Below are 15,766 nucleotides of genomic sequence, written 5' to 3' on the forward strand. Positions count from 1 at the left end.
TGTGGCTCTTGATCGCCGCGTTCCTGAACCGGCCGAAGCAGCTTGCCGCTTAGCGATCAAGATTGTTCACGGTCGACTACCCCGTCACAGGCGACCTGCCACCGGCCGAGAGAATGAACCGCTAATGTCCTTGAAGTAGCGCGCGGTTCTGGTTGGCCTTCGCGATGTTCGCAGCAAGGTCCTGCTGGAAGAGCGCGGGTCCCATCGGGGCCGGTTTGCCGAAAATATAAAGCTTTCCGTCGCTGATCAGCCAGTTCTCCGGGTTGGCCTCGTCGAGCTCGCCCAGGGCCAGCGCCATTGCACAAAAATTTCCGAACTCTGGCGCGTAGCGAACAGGATCGGCCTTGAAAAGCTCGCGATGCTCGGCGTTCGCGAAGAGGTAGCGGTGCTCATCCCATTCGTACTCGATCTCCGGCAGCCCGCGCGTGGGGCTTCCGATGGTGAAATAGGCGACCGGGTCATAACCCTTGATCGCCAGCGGAACCGCTTCCGTGGCAAAAGAGGGCATCGAGGTTGCAAACAGGGCGGCTGTGACCGCCAGAACGAAGCGAATGGCATTTCGCCGAGAGACATTGTGCATGGCGAATTCCCTGATTTCACCGTCCCGGGCCGCTACCAGCCCCGCGGCAAGCGAAACCGTCTGCGTCATTCCGTTCGGGCACTAATTATCGCTCTTGTAGCGCTCGGCCGCAACACGTTTCGGAGATTTTCGGAGTGCGAGTGTGGTGAGGCCGGCGCCCATTGCAGGGGCGCCGGGCCCCATTCTTCGTCTGCTTAGTCCGCATCGCGGTCATTCGTGCTCATCGCATTGAGGGACTGCTTCCCACCCAACCTAGTCCTCCAACGGCTTCTTCCGCGTGCAGAGCGGTTAAAACCACGGGTCGCCTCGATTGCGCCACCTGCTGACGTTTGCGCCGGACGCAGCCAATGTCACGAGTCGACTCCGAAGCGGGTCTATAGATCGGGGCGCAGGGGAACGGCAACTTGGAAGCCCTGTTGCGTCTCACGTCCACAAAGCGTCAGAAGATGAAGGCGCGTGGCGCCTGCAACTTTCTGATACGTGGCGAACAAAGTTCCGTTCTACCCTTTGGCCTCGACCGGCGATCGGCAAAGAAGGTTTCGAACGTCGAGCAGGTGTCCTCTCCTTCCGCTAGTCAGCTCCGTCCTTTCTCGCCCGCTCAATAAATTTCCCCGCGACCGCTTTACCGAGCGCGGCGCCGGCCCGGTTGTCCATTTCATAGTGGATGCCTGCCCAGACGCGGGAATCACCCGCCTCTTTGCCAACCGCGCGGATGAACTCCGCATGGCCGGGAAACAGGTACGCCAGGACCTCGCATCGGGCAGTCGAGAGCGTGGAGTGGTTCGACGGGTAACTGGGATGAGCTGGCACCGCGAACAGGGGAGTGATGCTCGCGTCAAGCATGTTGGGCCGCAGATACCAATAGGCGTACTTCCCGTCGTTGCTTGCAATGTAGGCGTCGTAATAGACCGTTGCGAGCATCGCGTAAGCCCGCGCGGCACGCGGCGGGTTCGTATCCGTCTTGTCCTCGAACATCCACTTGCTGGCATAGTCATACCAGTCGGTGAACAGGCCGGATGGGCTTTGCCAGTAGAACGCTTTGTAGCTGCTAGGGAATTTTCGTTCAAACTGTCGGATTGCGTCCATCTCGGCCTTTACGGCCGGGGACTGGCAGTCGGGCGGCGCCGGCGGCCTGAATTCATCGGGTGCAGCCAGCACGATCGGCTTCCAGTTTGGCATGTTTACATTGGCGGGTTTGTTCCCGACCCACATGCACGGCCCGGTCGGAACAGTGCCGCTCCACGCTGCATCGGAGCCATCGGCCTTTGCCCGCGCAATCACCTGCTCTGCGACCCTGCGCCCCAACTCCAGGCCGGCGGAAGAATCGCTTGGGAACTGGACACCGGCAAGGACACGCGACTGTGCCGCTTCTTCGGCCATTGCCTTGAACGACGATGTCTCTTCGGGAAAGAAATAAGAAAGAACGGTCGCGGCAGCTCCGGCGGCTGCGGCATGCTCGGATGGATAGGAGGGACTCCGCGGCGGCGGCAGCGCAGTCGCCAGTGTCGCATCCGCCTCGCTCGGGCGCGGCCGATTGTAGAAGTACTTCGCGTCCCAGGCAGCAATGGTGGCGTCGTACATCGCCATCGTCAAATAGGAGTAGAGGCGGTGCGCATTTGGAATCTGCTGGTTCTCGAGAAGGCGATTGTTGACCAGATCGATCCATCGGTACCCAGGCGAGCCGGCGTCCCAGAAGGTGATTTTGTCGGCGGCAGCCGGATCCTTTTGCGCCAAGAGATCCCGCATCTGTGCCAATTCGGCTGCTGCGGCGGAGGCGTCAGGCGGCGGCGGGACTCGGAAGTCCTCGCCAGACGTGATTACCCACGTCTTCCACGTTCCAGCTTCTGGTTCTATCAAATCCGATTGGGCGAAAGCGCAGTTCCCTGAAAAAAGGATTACTGCGCAGGCCTTGCCAAAACCGCTAAGCATGCGAGCCTCCCATAGGTTGCCCCGCCAAAGACGGAGGGTTTTCCGTTTTCACGGCTCTTCCACCTTTATTTTAGCCAAGTCTAATTATAACTGCCACAACGCTGCCGGGTAAAAGGATAATAGTTAGAGCCCGGCAGCGTTGTGAAAGAGCACGTCCGAAGGCCACTGTCTTCCTGATTTGCACCCACTTCCTATCCTGCCGGCCACATCGACTGGCACTTTGACCAAGGCGCAAGTCAGCACCGAGATCGTGTTCACGAAGTCAGCGTTCAAGCTGCAGTAGGGCAAACTGTGATGGGCTGGGAACTTGCGCGGTTACGCTATGCAATTCGCTGATAGGTTGGCGGGACAGCGCTCCCCTCTGGCCTGCCGGCTTTCGTCGTTCGGAAAGCCAAGCAATTGGCTTTCCGTCCGTTGCGCGGACCACTGCTCAACCCCCACAAGGGGGGAGATCGGCAGCTTCAGCCTTGGCGCCCCTGCCCGCCTGACTCTGCCTTCTGCTCAGCCGCAATCAGCATCTCGACAAACCTCGTCACTTTGGGCGGGCGGAACCGTGCGGCGGGGTAGACCGTGTAGATGCCGCCGGAGGGCAGCCGCCACTCGGGCAGGACCTGGACGAGCCGCCCCGTGGCCAACTCATCCCGCACCAAAAAATCCGGCAGCACCGACAGGCCGGCGCCGGCGCGGACGGCCGCCAGCACTGCCGGCGTCGCGTCGATGGCGATCGTTGCCTGCATGCGCACAGCCTCATGCTCATCGTCGCCGCGCGAAAATTGCCATAGCAGCGGTTCGCGCAGCGCCATGTTGGCGACGAAGGGCAGTCCGGCCAAGTCTGGTTCGCCGGCCCTGAAGCGCCCGGCGAACTCGGCACCGCACACCATGAATTGCCCAAATGTGCCGATCCGCCGCGCCTGCAGGCTGGAATCGGCCAGCCAGCCGACGCGGATCGCCACGTCCATCCCACCAGACGCCAGGTCGATCGTCTCGTCGCCCAGCGTCAGCTCCACCCGGCAGGCGGGGTAGCGCGCGCTGAGGCGGCGACCACCGGCACCACCGCCGAGGTGCCGTAATCGTTGGACGCGGCGATGCGCAGCGTGCCGGTCGGCTCGGCGGCGGCCTGCGCGAGCTCGTCGAAGGCAGCCTCGGCCTGCTGCAGAACCTGCAGGCAGCGGGCATGGAATGTCCGGCCGGCCTCGGTCGGATGGACGCGCCGCGTCGTGCGGATCAGCAGCGTCGTTCCGACATCACGCTCCAGCCGCGCCACCTGCTGGCTGACGACCGCCTTGGTTATGCCCAGCCGCTCGGCGGCCCGCGTGAACGAGCCGGCGTCGACCACCGCAGCGAAATAGGCCAGCCGGTTCAGGTTCATGCGCGGCTCATGGCTAATGCGACCTCATTGTCAGGCAATGGCATACATTACGTCTATTTTGTTGGCCTTCAATACGCATTCCGCCTCTGCCATCTTCCCGGCATCGAGGCTGCGCCGGAAGATGCGCCCGCCCGAATTCCGCATTCTCAAGCCCAGGAGAGATCCATGTTCACACGGAGAGCCATCATGAAAACCACCCTCGCCGCCGGCGCCGCCGCCGTCTTCGATCCCGCCGGGCTTGCCCATGCGGCTGGCGGGCTTTCCTGGAAACATTTTCCGGCCGGCGAAAACGGCTTCTTTCGCGCCCCGGTGCTGGCCACCGGCGCCTCCGAGGCGCTGCTGATCGACGGCGGTTTCACCTATTCCGACGGCCGCGCCGTGGCCGAGGCAATCAAGGCGACCGGCAAGACGCTCACCACCATCTATGTCAGCCAGTCCGACCCGGACTATTATTTCGGCCTCAAGCCGATCAAGCAGGTTTTTCCGCAGGCACGGGTGATCGCCGCTGCCGAGACGGTGGCCGCCATCAATGGCAGCGTCGACAAGAAAATCGCCGTCTGGGGGCCGCAGCTCAAGGAGAATGGCCCGCAGGCGCTCGCCGATGTCGTGATCCCCGAAGTCTTCGACGGCAAGACGCTCACCGTCGATGGCGAGACCATCGAGATCGTCGACGCCGAAGGCCTTGCCAACCGGCGCTATCTCTCGGTGCCGTCGCTGAATGCCGTGTTCGGCGGGGTGATGATTTTTTCCGGCGTGCATGTCTGGACCGCCGACACGTCGAGCAAGGAACAGCGCGCCGCCTGGCTCGCCAATCTCGAAAAGATCGCGTCCAGCAAACCTGAGATCGTCGTGCCCGGCCACATGACGCCGCAGGCCGCCACCGACCTTTCGGGCGTCGAGCACACCAAAACCTATCTCATCGCCTTCGAGGAAGAACTGGCCAAGGCTAAGGACGCGGCCGCGCTCAAGGGCGCCATGGAAGCCCGCTTCCCCGGCCTCGGCATGGGCGTGGCGCTCGACATCGGCTCCAAGGTCGCCACCGGCGAGATGAAGTGGGGCTGAGAGCGCCAAGCTGGAATGAAGCCGCGCTCCAATGGGGATTCTTGCGAAGATGGACCCCCACCCTAACCCTCCCCACAAGGGGGAGGGAACGCTGCCGCGCGCCCTCACTTTCCCTTTGGAAAGACAGGCAATTTGCCGAGGTCAGCGCCAGCAGAAGTGTCCCTCCCCCTTGTGGGGAGGGTTAGGGGTGGGGGTACATCGTAGAGCGAAGCCTCGGCTATACTGGGAGAAGTGCCCGGCAGGGCGATGAGGGGCAGCGCAAACCTGGGGTGATTGCCGTTCGAGGCCGCTCAGCCCCCTCACCCGATATTCTGAATCCGCCCCAGTGCCCTTGGTTACCCAGGTGCCGGAGCGATGCGCCTCGAGCTGCACGATCTGGCTGTGGTCGACGAGCAGGTTGATCTCGCGGCGCGAAATGCGATCCGCGCAAATTGGCTGGGAACCCCTTGGGGTCACCGGGTGTTGGCACGCAGGAGATTCGGGAGCGATGCCGCAGATCGCGAACAACGCCGCCGCAGGATCTGAATGGTCCGTCCGAAGCAGCGCAAAACTGTTCCTGTGCGGCGACGTGATGCTCGGGCGCGGCATCGACCAAATCCTCGCCAGTCCCGGCGATCCGCACCTTGGCGAGCGCTATGTCAAATCGGCGACGACCTATGTCGAGCTTGCCGAACGCGTCAACGGCCCTATTCCGAGAAAGGTCGACGAGGCGTATGTCTGGGGCGATGCGCTTAGCGACTTGGATCGTGAAGCGCCCGACGCGCGGATCATCAATCTCGAGACCAGCATCACCACCAGCCTGTCCCTGGCGCCCAAGGGGATCAATTACAAGATGAACCCGGCAAACATCGGCTGCCTGGCGGCGGCACGGATAGACTGCTGCGTGCTCGCCAACAACCATGTGCTCGACTGGGATGAGCCTGGCCTCGTCGAGACCCTCGATACGCTGCGGCTTGCCGGCCTGGCCTGTGCCGGGGCCGGGCTTGACGCGGACGAGGCGGCGGCGCCTGCCGTCATTGAACCGGCCGGCGGGGGCCGCGTGCTGGTCTTCGGCTTCGCGCTGGAGTCGAGCGGCGTTCCAGCTTCATGGGCAGCCGGAGCTTATAAGCCAGGCGTCAATTTGCTGGCGGATGTCTCGGCCCGGTCGCTCAAGCAGATCGCCCGATCCGTGCTGGCCATAAAACAACCTGGCGACCTCGCGGTGGCCTCGATCCACTGGGGCGGCAACTGGGGCTACCAAGTCCCGGCGAAAGAACGCGCGCTTGCCCATGCTCTCATCGATGTTGCAGGTTTCGATGTCGTGCATGGGCACTCCTCCCATCATCCCAAGCCGATCGAAATCCATCACGGCCGGCTGATCCTCTACGGATGCGGCGACTTCCTCACCGACTATGAGGGAATCACCGGCAACGAAACGTTTCGTGGTGAGCTTGCGCTGATGTACCTGCCGCGGCTCGCCGTACCGGGCGGTACGCTTGTTGCGCTCGAGCTGGTGCCGTTCCAGCTCGCCCGGTTCCGGCTAAACCGCGCCCTGCGCGAAGATACCGCCTGGCTCGCTGCCATGCTTGAGCGCGAGTGCTCACCTTTCGGCACGCATGTGGCGCTCGGGAGCGATAACCGTCTCACCGTGCTTTGGTGAAGCGCCTGCGGTAAGCCAGCGGCACTAATTTTCAAGCCTCTCGGGCCGACCCCGGCCAAGCGCACCGTCGGCGCGGGCCTGCAAATAGGCGTAGATGTCGTCGATGTAAGGAGCGACATTGGGATCGTCGGCGAAGCCCTTCATCACCGAAGCGCCGCTGCGCACGCCGTCGCGAACATTGCGCCGAAAGACCTCGATGCCGGGCAGCCGGTCGACAAGCGCCGAGGCGAAGGTCGAGCCCATGCCGTCGGGGCCATGGCAGTGATTGCAGCTGCCATGGTAGCGACGAAAACCGTTATAGGTTCGCGCATCGACCTTGTTGCCGACAGCCTCGTAGAACTTGCCAGGGGCCAGCTCAACCTGCGAAGACGCGGCGAAGCCGGCGGCAACGGTAAAGACAACAACAGCCAGGACGAACCATGGAGACATCGTCTGTCGCCCATGTTGCAGGCTCATCCAGCGCCGCCGCAACGCGCATGCCCCGGGACCACTCGATGTTGGATCACTGATGTTGGATCACTCAACCCTGGATCAGTCGACGGCGAGCTTCGGGGTAGAAACCACGATCCCGTCTATCGGATGCGGGCTGACGACAAGCTTGCCGCCGACACGCGATATCTCGATGATCTGGTCCGACTCTCCCAGCTTGCCCGGCACGGAGACCGCGACTATCTGGTTCTCGGTCAGTGTCGCCACGAAACGCACCGGCAAGCCAGCCTCGCCCTGCGCGATTGTGGTGACCACCCGATAGCCGTCCTCCTGAGGCGTATAATAGACGACACCAAGGAAGCCGGCGAGATCGATGCTTTCAGCCTTCATGGCTCCAAGCTCGCCGGCATGCGCGGGCATCGCCGCCATGCAAAGTGCTGCAAAAGCAATGTATCTGTACATAATGCTGCTCCATCCCGAATTGTCCGGGACAAGCCCGGCTCAAGGTTTCAGCAATAGATGCTCGCGCGCCGTGATAGTCGGCGCACGCAGGCAGAATTCTTGATTAGTCCCCCCGGCTGAATCACAGTGGCGAAGGCCCGCGAGCCAGGAACGCGCAGAACCGCACTGGTTGTCACAGTTAAGTGTGACCTTATCTTCTGGGGCGCGAGTATTTCACCGCCCGGGTGCTTGCGCATCCCCTGTTTGGGGGAGATAATCGGAATTTAAGCGATCGCTAAAACTTGGAGAGGCGAGAGCACCTGTGAGAGCGCGCTGCTTTCCGCGTCGGACGCGCTGTCGACATGCGGGGGGCCGTCGATGGCCAAGGCATTGTCGCATCATGATCTGTCGAAGCTGATCGGCTCGATCTACGATTGCGCACTCGACCCGGGGCGATGGGAGCACGCGCTGGCTGGGATTAGGGATGCGCTCGACGCCCAGACTGCGGTGCTGCAGCTTGACGACCTCGCCAACGACCGGCTGCTGATCTACAGGACCGTGGGAATAGAGCCATACTGGCTGGAGCAACAGGCGAAATATATCCCCGAGATCCACGCCCGGCTGCTTGAGGATCTCTCGACATGGCCTTCGCTCGATATGCCGCATGTGGTCTCACGCCATATCCCTCAAACTTACCTGGAAACCTCCCGGTATTTTCAGGAGTGCTTGAAGCCGCAAGGCCTGGTCGACGTCATGTCGTTCTTCCTGATCCACACCCCTACCCGCCTTGCCGGCTTCGCCGTTGCCCGACATAAGCGGCAAGGCATTATCACCGAGCGGGAAATCAAGCTTGGCAGACTGTTGCTGCCGCATGTGCGCCGTTCGGTGATAATCAGCAACATGCTGGACATCGGCACTGTCGAGCGCGCAGGAATGGCCGAAGCGCTCGATGCGCTCACATGCGCCGTGGTCCTCACCAATGAACGTGGCGCCGTCCTGCACGCCAACCGCTCGGCCAAGCACATGCTGCAGAGCGGCGGCCCGATCCAGGATGTCCGGGGCATTCTGCAAGCGAAGATCCCGTCGGCTTCCAGGGAGCTTCACAGCGCCATCATGCTTGCGGCTCAGGATGAGGTCAGCATCGGCAAGACAGGGCTTGCCGTCCTCCTCACTGAATCCGGCCTGCCGCCCGTCTTCGCCCGCGTGCTGCCGATGGCCGGCGGCGACCTGCGCGCCGGCATGGAACCCGCGGCGGTAGCCGCGGTGTTCATCGGCAATGCACCGGACGAGCATGACGCCGCCGGAATGCTGGCGAGAGCCTTTGGGCTTACGCTGGCCGAAACCCGTGTGCTCGCCAGCCTTGTGGCCGGGCACACCCTGGCCGAGACCGCCGCCAGCCTTCATATTGCCAACGCGACCGCCAAGACGCATCTCGACAATATCTTCCAGAAGACCGGCGCCTCCCGTCAGGCCGATCTGATGCGCCTTGTCATGCAGATCGTTCCGCCCGCGGGGCAGCCTGGTCCCTGAATCACACTCATTCAGCGTCTTGGATACAGGTATCCCACACCGCGGATCGTCTTGATCAGTTCCGGCTTGGCCGGGTCCTTTTCGAGCCGGCGGCGCAGCCGGGTGATGCGGCTGTCGATGCTGCGGTCGAACGGCTCGTCGCCCCTGGGCGGCGCAAGATCGAGCAATTCGTCGCGACCAATGACCTGGCCGGCCCGGGTGGCGAAGGCCGCCACCAGATCGAGCTCCATCGGCGTCAGCGGAATGGCCACGCCGTCGGCGTCGATGAGGTTTCTCGCGCGGGCATCGAACACATAGGTTCCGAAGGCGAAATGCCCGGCCGGCAAAGCGTCGGCATTGTCTGATCCCTTCGGCCTGCGCCTGCGCAGCACCGCGGCGATCCGCGCTTCGAGCTCGACCGGTGAAAACGGTTTTGCCAGATAGTCGTCGGCGCCGATCTCGAGGCCCGCCACCTTGTCGAACACCGAATCGGCACCGGTCAGCATCAGGATGCCGGCGTCGTGATGCTCGCGAAGCCAGCGGGCCAGGCTAAAGCCGTTCTCGCCTGGCATGTTGAGGTCGAGAATGACGAGATCGGCCTTCGACGCCGCGATCGCCTCGCGCAATTCGGCGCCGCCGGATGCCGTGCGAATGCCGTAGCCTTTAGCCTGCAAATAGTCGGCGATCATGAACGCCACGTCGGTCTCGTCGTCCACGATAATGATGTCGGCCATGCGTTCCCCCCGGCGAGCGACGGCGCAAACCTACAGGGCGCATTTGCCCCGGGTCAATCGCAAGCGCAGCCCATCTGCTGCCGATTTCTGGCGGTTCGACACAATTGAAACAATAGAAGCCGGGAAATCGGTCGTACGGCATCATCGTGAAACATCCTTGCGGTTATGTTCAAAGACGTCGCGCAGAAGCCCGGGCAGGCCGGCTTGACAGGCCGTTGGCCGTTCAGTCCACTGGCCGCACGGGAACAGCAACCGTCGTGACGGCGCATCCGTCTGTGGAGACCTCGCCGTGCCGACCTCCTCCAAGCTGTCCAGGCGTTACGCGTTGCTGATGGCGGCCTGCGTTTTGCCGCTGCTCGTGCTTGTCGCCGGCATCGGCCTCTACCAGTCCTACGCGCTGCAACAGTCGTTTTTTCCCTATGCGCTCATTTTTGTCGGGCTGCTTGTCTCGGTATACGCCTTGCACGGCGTGCTTCTGCGGGAAATCGCCGGCATCTTCGCCGAAAACCGCACTGCCTTGCGCGAACTGGCCGACAGCGAACAGCGCTACCGCAATGTTGTCGAGGCCCAGACGGAGTATATCATCCGCGTCGCGCCGGATGGGCGCATGAGCTTTGCCAACGACGCCTATTGCCGCCTTGTCGGCAAGACACGCGAAGAGTTGCTGAGCCCGGACTGGCACTATTTCAACTCGTTTTCCGCCGATTTCGGCAGCTTCGACGAAATCATCGGTCGAGTGACCCCGGACCGACCCGTTTGCGAAGTGGAAGAGACCGGCGCCCTGTACAATGGGCGCGAAATCAACGTGCATTGGACCGATCGCGGCATCTTCGACGACAGCGGCAAGCTCATCGAAATACAGTCGATCGGACGCGATATAGCCCAGCAGAAACTCGCCCGTCAGGCACTCGAGGCCAGCGAGCAGCGCTACCGCAGCGTGGTCGAGCTGCAGACCGAATTCGTCGTCCGGATGTCGCCAGAGGGTCATTTGAGCTTCGTCAACGACGCCTATTGCCGAGCGTGCCGGATGACACGCGAACAGCTTCTCGACCCGTCCTGGTGCGAACTCGATGTGCTGCCGCCCGACGAACGGCGCAGGTTCCTGGACCACCTTGCCCGCCTCACGCCGCAGGCGCCGAACGCCAGCATGGAACTTGTCAATGCGATGCCGGATGGCGCACGCCGATGGCTCGCCTGGAACGATCATGGCATTTTCGACAGCGACGGGCGTCTTGTCGAAGTGCAGTCCGTCGGCCGCGACATCTCGGATCGCGTCCTGGCCGAGCAAGCCAGACTGGAGGCCGAGAAGCTGTTGGCCGAAAGGGAGGCGCAGTTTCGCGCCATCGCCGAAGGCGTGCCGCTGCCGATCACCATCTCGGCAATAGAAGGGCCCGAAATCCTGTTCGTCAACGAACCGGCGCGCAAGGTGCTCGGCATCGAGGTCGGCCAGATCGGAGCCGAAGCGACGTCGACGTGGGAAGATCTCTCACGGCGAGACGATCTCCTGCGGCTGTTGCTGAGGGATGGCATCGTCGACGCATTCGAAGCCGGCATGACCAATATGCAGGGGTCGAGAATCGATACGCTGGTTTCGGCGCGCCTGATCACGCAGGCTGGCCGTTCGGCCATGCTTGCCGCCGTCACCGACATTACCCGCCAGCGCGAGGCCGAGGCGGAGATCGCAAGCCAACGCGAGACGCTGTACCAGTCGGAAAAGCTCGCCGCTCTCGGCTCGCTGCTGGCCGGCGTGGCGCATGAACTCAACAATCCGCTATCCGTCGTCATCGGCTACAGTTCGATGCTGAAGGAATTCTCGACGGATAAGGCAACCGTGGGACGCGCCGACAAGATCCACGCCGCGGCTGAGCGATGCTCGCGCATCGTCCGGACCTTTCTGGCGATGGCCCGCAAGAAGCCGCCGACACGGGGCGCCGTCGACATCAATGATGTCGTGGTTGCCTCACTGGAACTCGCCGGCTACAGCCTGCGCTCGGCCGGGATCGAGATCCGCACCGAACTGGCGGAACCGCTTCCCAATATCTGGGGCGACAGGGACCAGCTTCATCAGGTGGTCACCAACTTGGTGGTCAACGCGCAGCAGGCTTTGCTGCAGGTTCCGCACCCGCGGCGGCTGACCATTGTCACCACCGGGGAAGACGATGTCGTCGAGGTCGTTGTCGCCGACAATGGTCCAGGCATGCCGGAGACGGTCCGCGCGCGTGCTTTTGAGCCTTTTTACACGACCAAATTGGCCGGCGAAGGCACCGGGGTCGGGCTATCTGTCTGCCAGGGTATCGTGACTGCCCACGACGGCAGCATAGAACTGGATTCGACGCAGGGCGGCGGTGCACGGTTTACGATCCGGCTTCCGAGCGGCCGAGCCGAGACGGTCGCTCCGCCCGAGGCTGCAGGCAGGATGCCGCCCGCGCCCTCGGCCGCACGAATTCTGGTGGTCGACGATGATTCCGACATTGCCTCGATGATCGCCGAGATGCTGCGCCGCGATGGCCACGACGTCACCATCGCCGACGACGCGAATGCCGCCCTCAAGGCTGTGCGCGAGGACGGGATCAACCTTTTGATCAGCGACATACGCATGCCCGGCCTCGACGGCCCTGGCCTCTACCGCGCGCTGGAACAATTGCGCCCCGGGCTCACTCGCCGGCTGCTGTTCGTGACCGGCGACACGCTGGCACCGGAGATTGACCGCTTCATCGGGGAGACGGGCGCGCCGGTGATCGAGAAACCGCTCGATCCGCAGACCTTTCGCAGGCTCGTGATGGAACGCTTAAGGGCGATGGAGACCAGCGCAATGGAAGAGGCCGAAGCGTGACAAAACAGAAATTGCTCATCGTCGACGACGAAGCGCCGTTGCGCGAGATGCTGTCGGATTACCTGCTCATGCACGGCTTCGATGTCCGATCCGTTGCGGATGGAGCGGGAATGCACACCGAGCTTGACCGCTTTGGCCCAAACCTGGTCATTCTCGACGTCAATCTCATCGGCGAAAGCGGCTATGACCTCGCCCGCGAAATCGCCAAGCAGAGCCGCGCCGGCATCCTGATGCTGACCGCCGTCGGTGACCTGCCGCATCGGCTGGAAGGTCTTGCCGCCGGCGCCGACGACTATATGGCCAAGCCGTTCGAACCACGCGAACTTCTGGCGCGTGTCAGGAGCGTCATCCGGCGCCTGGGCGAGGAAGAGCGGACGCCGGAAAACCGCATCCGTTTCGGCGGCTGCATCCTCGATATTGATGGCCGCACGATGGTCGACCCGGACGGCGCCGACGTCCAGTTGACGTCGATGGAATTCGACCTGCTATGCGTCTTCGCGCGCCATCCCCGGCAGATATTGTCGCGCGACCAGCTGTGCAGGCTCGCCCACAACCGGGACCTCGAGCCGGGCGACCGGAGCATCGACATCCGCATTACCCGACTGCGCAAGAAGTTCGAGACAGAACCCGACGCGCCGGTGGTCCTGGTGACGGTTCGCGGCGAAGGCTATGTCTACGAGCCTGCCCAGGACGAGGCGCGACACCGCTAGATACGGAGCTTTAAAGAGGCTGAGCCGTCCAGCTGGTACGGTTTATGGCTTTGCCTACGCGATCGGCCTGCGCGCCCGGCGATATTCCCGGCGCAGGCTTCGAACAGTGTCTCGCACGACAGGAATGGTCCAGCGCGCGGTCATCGTCGCGATCAGCAGCCCGGCAATCGGATCGATGAAGCGGGCCATCATCGTGCCTTGCCAGATCATGGCTGTTGCGAGCGATGCGGCGATGAGCAGGTTCGACGAGAGCTTGTCAGAGAACAGGCAGATTTGCGCGCGGGCCAGCGCCGACGCGGCAGCCAAGTTGCGGGCCTTCCATCGGCGCAGGATCCACAAATTGACCACCGCATAGGCCAGGTTCAGGCTCATGGCGAGAACAACGCCGGGGCCGTGCGGTTCGACGCCGCCGGCCGCGATCCGCTGGACCGCGATGCTGGCGACGACCGCCATCGAAAGGCACATGCCGACGGCGGCCAGCGCGTTGACGAGCGTCTCGGCCATGGCTGCCCGGCGCTTGTTCATGCCCAGTTTCATGCTGCCAGCCACAACCAGGACGGAGACCAGCACCAGCATGTCCATCAAGGTCAGCGCGAGATCGGCGCGGATGGTCAGCGATGTGGACGTCGCCGCCGCGTATGCCGTCAGCAGCAGGCCAGGGGTGCCGGCCAGCACCGCCAGCCGTGCCGTCCGCGCCGCCGCACCTTTCGATCGGTCATTGGTTTTTCGCAGAGGTTGCATCGCCAGAAATCTCCTAGTTTCTGGCGTCACCGATGGCGCAGGGATGTTGCGCGGATTTGCCGATTTGCCGGCTGAAGGTTTCCTTTGTGTCGCCGCGGCGGGCGCACGCCGCAATTGGTTATTCGAGGGGATGCTGACGCGGGGCGGCATGCCTTTCTGCATGACGACGAAGCGGACGCTCGCTCATCGAGCGCAGGACCGGGCGGATCGCAACAACTGAAACAATTCGGACGAATTCGGCATTCGTCCGAAACAGACGGGAGCGAAAAGCCGCCCCATGGAGCGAACCGAGAGGACGGCTCCGCTGAAAACGAAAAGGAAATCAAGATTGAATCGCTTCAAGACTTACATGGCCGCTGCCTCGGCAATGGCCTGCCTCGCCGCACCGGCCAGCGCCGGGGGACCGGAAGGCTCGAACGGCAAATCGCTGAACGGCCTGACATACAATGCGATAACCACCAATGCGGTGACGAGCAACTCGCTAACCAGCAACGCGATTTTCGCGAATGGCCTCGGCGTCCTTGCACTCAACGGCGTGCACGCCGAAGGCATCGTTCTGGCGAAAAGTCTCGCTCCGGCCGGCAAGTCCGTCATTGACCCGAACGAGCGCTCCGTTGTTGACCCGAACGACCGCTCCGTCTTTGACCCGAACGATCGCGGTTTGCCGGCTGTCCAGAAGGGCAACGTCCAATCCTCGACCGCTGGCAAGAAAAGCAGCGGCCTTCCGTCTGGCCAGCACGACACCGGCAGCGGCGCCGGGAGCAACCATGACCGGCCGACCCCCACGCCGAGGCGTTAAGGTCCGGACCTAGGCGTCCGTCGTCAATGGAACGGATGGCGTTGCTGTCCGTTCTCGTTGGCCGCGTTTCATTAGCAAAACCTGCCGTCAGGAGCCAACAATGTCAGCCTACAGAAACCGCCTCGCCCATATCGGCCGCCGCGCATTGGTCGCCGTCGCCGCAGCCATTTCCAGCATGGCAGCAGTGCCCTCGGCCAATGCCGGGACCGGGCACGCGATCAGCTCGATCTCCGTCGTCGGCACAAGGTTCGAGGTGACGACGGAAGACGGTCGCATTGTCGCTCAAGACGATCTCGTCGGCGCCGTCCTGACGATTGGCGATGGACAAGACCAGGTGCCGCTGCGCATCGACGCGGTCGAGATCGATCCGAGGAATCCGGATGGCGGGGTGATGCTCTACGCCATGTCGACCCGCGACGCGGCTAGCGGCGCATGGCGCAACATTTGCGAACCGGACATCGAGGGCCGGCGCATGGGCTTTCCGCTCGCCGGCACCTGGACGCAGGACGGCCGCCATTTGCCGTCCGACACTGCGTTCAGCATTACCTGCACCGGCGGCGCGCAGGCGAAATGCGTGCGCTTCGGATATCGGCCCTGGGAAAAGTCGCCGGACGGCACACCGCTGTGGGATCATCACCAGGCATGCACCCGTATGATCCGCGCCGATTATTGCGGCGATGGCGTCGGCCATACCCGCAACGGGGCGCCGATCGTGATCTACGACCGCAAGGGCATCCAACAGGACGAGGCCGCGCCTAATATGTCGTTCGAAGCGGCGTGGGGTGCCGACGGTGCGCTTTGCGTCAGCCACACCAGAATACCCGACGTGCTCACGATGGAGGGGGGGCTGGCTGCGATCTGCCGGATGTGCGGCAACAGCCGCGAACAGCGTGCGAAAGCCATGCCGGGGCGCTGATCCTCAACCGTTCGATCGACCGGCGAACGGTTCAGGCGGTTGCGGAATAGTCATATCGCGAAAGGGTCTGCTGGG

The 15,766-nt window shown here is 63.0% G+C and carries 14 protein-coding genes and 1 pseudogene; 8 read left to right on the forward strand and 7 right to left on the reverse strand.

Annotated features, from left to right (window positions below; all coding sequences use genetic code 11):
• Positions 1–121 precede the first annotated feature (121 nt).
• From AC0L18_RS27460 to AC0L18_RS27470, 3 genes and pseudogenes are all read right to left on the reverse strand, one after another.
• On the reverse strand, positions 122–649 hold the full coding sequence (locus tag AC0L18_RS27460; RefSeq protein ID WP_473495004.1) for a YHS domain-containing (seleno)protein: 528 nt from the start codon (positions 647–649) through the stop codon (positions 122–124).
• A gap of 501 nt (positions 650–1,150) precedes the next feature.
• Positions 1,151–2,509 carry a phosphatase PAP2 family protein gene (locus AC0L18_RS27465; protein ID WP_473495005.1) on the reverse strand — a complete coding sequence of 453 codons (1,359 nt, stop codon included), beginning with the start codon at positions 2,507–2,509 and terminating at the stop codon, positions 1,151–1,153.
• A gap of 461 nt (positions 2,510–2,970) precedes the next feature.
• Positions 2,971–3,878: pseudogene (locus tag AC0L18_RS27470) on the reverse strand (LysR family transcriptional regulator).
• Between the two features lie 165 nt (positions 3,879–4,043).
• On the opposite strand from AC0L18_RS27470, the gene AC0L18_RS27475 reads away from it, so the two are divergent.
• Together AC0L18_RS27475 and AC0L18_RS27480 are read left to right on the forward strand one after the other, a co-directional pair.
• Positions 4,044–4,940: an MBL fold metallo-hydrolase gene (locus tag AC0L18_RS27475; protein WP_473495006.1), complete on the forward strand. Its 897-nt coding sequence runs from the start codon at positions 4,044–4,046 to the stop codon at positions 4,938–4,940.
• Positions 4,941–5,337: 397 nt separating this feature from the next.
• Positions 5,338–6,579 carry a CapA family protein gene (locus AC0L18_RS27480; protein ID WP_473495007.1) on the forward strand — a complete coding sequence of 414 codons (1,242 nt, stop codon included), beginning with the start codon at positions 5,338–5,340 and terminating at the stop codon, positions 6,577–6,579.
• A 24-nt stretch (positions 6,580–6,603) separates the two neighbouring features.
• Here AC0L18_RS27480 and AC0L18_RS27485 read toward each other — a convergent pair whose 3' ends face one another.
• The gene (locus AC0L18_RS27485) at positions 6,604–7,035 is read right to left on the reverse strand and encodes a c-type cytochrome (protein ID WP_473495008.1); all 432 of its coding nucleotides are present in this window, start codon (positions 7,033–7,035) and stop codon (positions 6,604–6,606) included.
• Positions 7,036–7,110: 75 nt separating this feature from the next.
• Positions 7,111–7,470: a hypothetical protein gene (locus tag AC0L18_RS27490; protein WP_236371360.1), complete on the reverse strand. Its 360-nt coding sequence runs from the start codon at positions 7,468–7,470 to the stop codon at positions 7,111–7,113.
• A gap of 357 nt (positions 7,471–7,827) precedes the next feature.
• Between AC0L18_RS27490 and AC0L18_RS27495 the strand changes: the two genes are divergently transcribed.
• Complete coding sequence (locus tag AC0L18_RS27495; RefSeq protein WP_473495009.1) at positions 7,828–8,979, forward strand: helix-turn-helix transcriptional regulator; 1,152 nt, start codon at positions 7,828–7,830, stop codon at positions 8,977–8,979.
• A gap of 11 nt (positions 8,980–8,990) precedes the next feature.
• Here AC0L18_RS27495 and AC0L18_RS27500 read toward each other — a convergent pair whose 3' ends face one another.
• Positions 8,991–9,692, reverse strand: a complete 702-nt coding sequence (locus AC0L18_RS27500) for a response regulator transcription factor (protein WP_473495010.1) — start codon at positions 9,690–9,692, stop codon at positions 8,991–8,993.
• 289 nt (positions 9,693–9,981) lie between these two features.
• Here AC0L18_RS27500 and AC0L18_RS27505 point away from each other — a divergent pair, with 289 nt between their 5' ends.
• Together AC0L18_RS27505 and AC0L18_RS27510 are read left to right on the forward strand one after the other, a co-directional pair.
• Complete coding sequence (locus tag AC0L18_RS27505; protein WP_473495011.1) at positions 9,982–12,525, forward strand: hybrid sensor histidine kinase/response regulator; 2,544 nt, start codon at positions 9,982–9,984, stop codon at positions 12,523–12,525.
• A complete protein-coding gene (locus AC0L18_RS27510) occupies positions 12,522–13,235 on the forward strand; it encodes a response regulator (protein ID WP_473495012.1) in 714 nt (237 codons plus the stop codon). The genes AC0L18_RS27505 and AC0L18_RS27510 overlap by 4 nt, the downstream gene beginning before the upstream one ends.
• 54 nt (positions 13,236–13,289) lie before the next feature.
• Here the strand turns inward: AC0L18_RS27510 and AC0L18_RS27515 are convergent, their stop codons facing one another.
• Positions 13,290–13,817: a cation diffusion facilitator family transporter gene (locus tag AC0L18_RS27515; RefSeq protein WP_473495013.1), complete on the reverse strand. Its 528-nt coding sequence runs from the start codon at positions 13,815–13,817 to the stop codon at positions 13,290–13,292.
• Between AC0L18_RS27515 and AC0L18_RS27520 the strand changes: the two genes are divergently transcribed.
• The 3 genes from AC0L18_RS27520 (at position 13,810) to AC0L18_RS27530 (ending at position 15,691) form a co-directional block, all read left to right on the forward strand.
• Entirely contained in the window at positions 13,810–14,196 is a 387-nt protein-coding gene (locus AC0L18_RS27520; RefSeq protein ID WP_473495014.1) for a hypothetical protein, read from the forward strand. The two genes, AC0L18_RS27515 and AC0L18_RS27520, sit on opposite strands and share 8 nt — an antisense overlap.
• 108 nt (positions 14,197–14,304) lie before the next feature.
• A complete protein-coding gene (locus AC0L18_RS27525) occupies positions 14,305–14,775 on the forward strand; it encodes a hypothetical protein (protein ID WP_473495015.1) in 471 nt (156 codons plus the stop codon).
• A gap of 100 nt (positions 14,776–14,875) precedes the next feature.
• Positions 14,876–15,691, forward strand: a complete 816-nt coding sequence (locus AC0L18_RS27530) for an ADYC domain-containing protein (protein WP_473495016.1) — start codon at positions 14,876–14,878, stop codon at positions 15,689–15,691.
• Positions 15,692–15,766 lie beyond the last annotated feature (75 nt).

This window comes from Mesorhizobium sp. WSM4819, from assembly GCF_055811215.1.

What these genes read in the sequence shown, in the direction of transcription:
- AC0L18_RS27460 (WP_473495004.1), bottom strand. Translation starts at nt 649, where the DNA reads ATGACGCAGACGGTTTCGCTTGCCGCGGGGCTGGTAGCGGCCCGGGAC.
- AC0L18_RS27465 (WP_473495005.1), bottom strand. Translation starts at nt 2,509, where the DNA reads ATGCTTAGCGGTTTTGGCAAGGCCTGCGCAGTAATCCTTTTTTCAGGG.
- AC0L18_RS27475 (WP_473495006.1), top strand. Translation starts at nt 4,044, where the DNA reads ATGTTCACACGGAGAGCCATCATGAAAACCACCCTCGCCGCCGGCGCC.
- AC0L18_RS27485 (WP_473495008.1), bottom strand. Translation starts at nt 7,035, where the DNA reads ATGAGCCTGCAACATGGGCGACAGACGATGTCTCCATGGTTCGTCCTG.
- AC0L18_RS27490 (WP_236371360.1), bottom strand. Translation starts at nt 7,470, where the DNA reads ATGTACAGATACATTGCTTTTGCAGCACTTTGCATGGCGGCGATGCCC.
- AC0L18_RS27495 (WP_473495009.1), top strand. Translation starts at nt 7,828, where the DNA reads ATGGCCAAGGCATTGTCGCATCATGATCTGTCGAAGCTGATCGGCTCG.
- AC0L18_RS27500 (WP_473495010.1), bottom strand. Translation starts at nt 9,692, where the DNA reads ATGGCCGACATCATTATCGTGGACGACGAGACCGACGTGGCGTTCATG.
- AC0L18_RS27520 (WP_473495014.1), top strand. Translation starts at nt 13,810, where the DNA reads ATGTCCATCAAGGTCAGCGCGAGATCGGCGCGGATGGTCAGCGATGTG.
- AC0L18_RS27515 (WP_473495013.1), bottom strand. Translation starts at nt 13,817, where the DNA reads ATGGACATGCTGGTGCTGGTCTCCGTCCTGGTTGTGGCTGGCAGCATG.
- AC0L18_RS27530 (WP_473495016.1), top strand. Translation starts at nt 14,876, where the DNA reads ATGTCAGCCTACAGAAACCGCCTCGCCCATATCGGCCGCCGCGCATTG.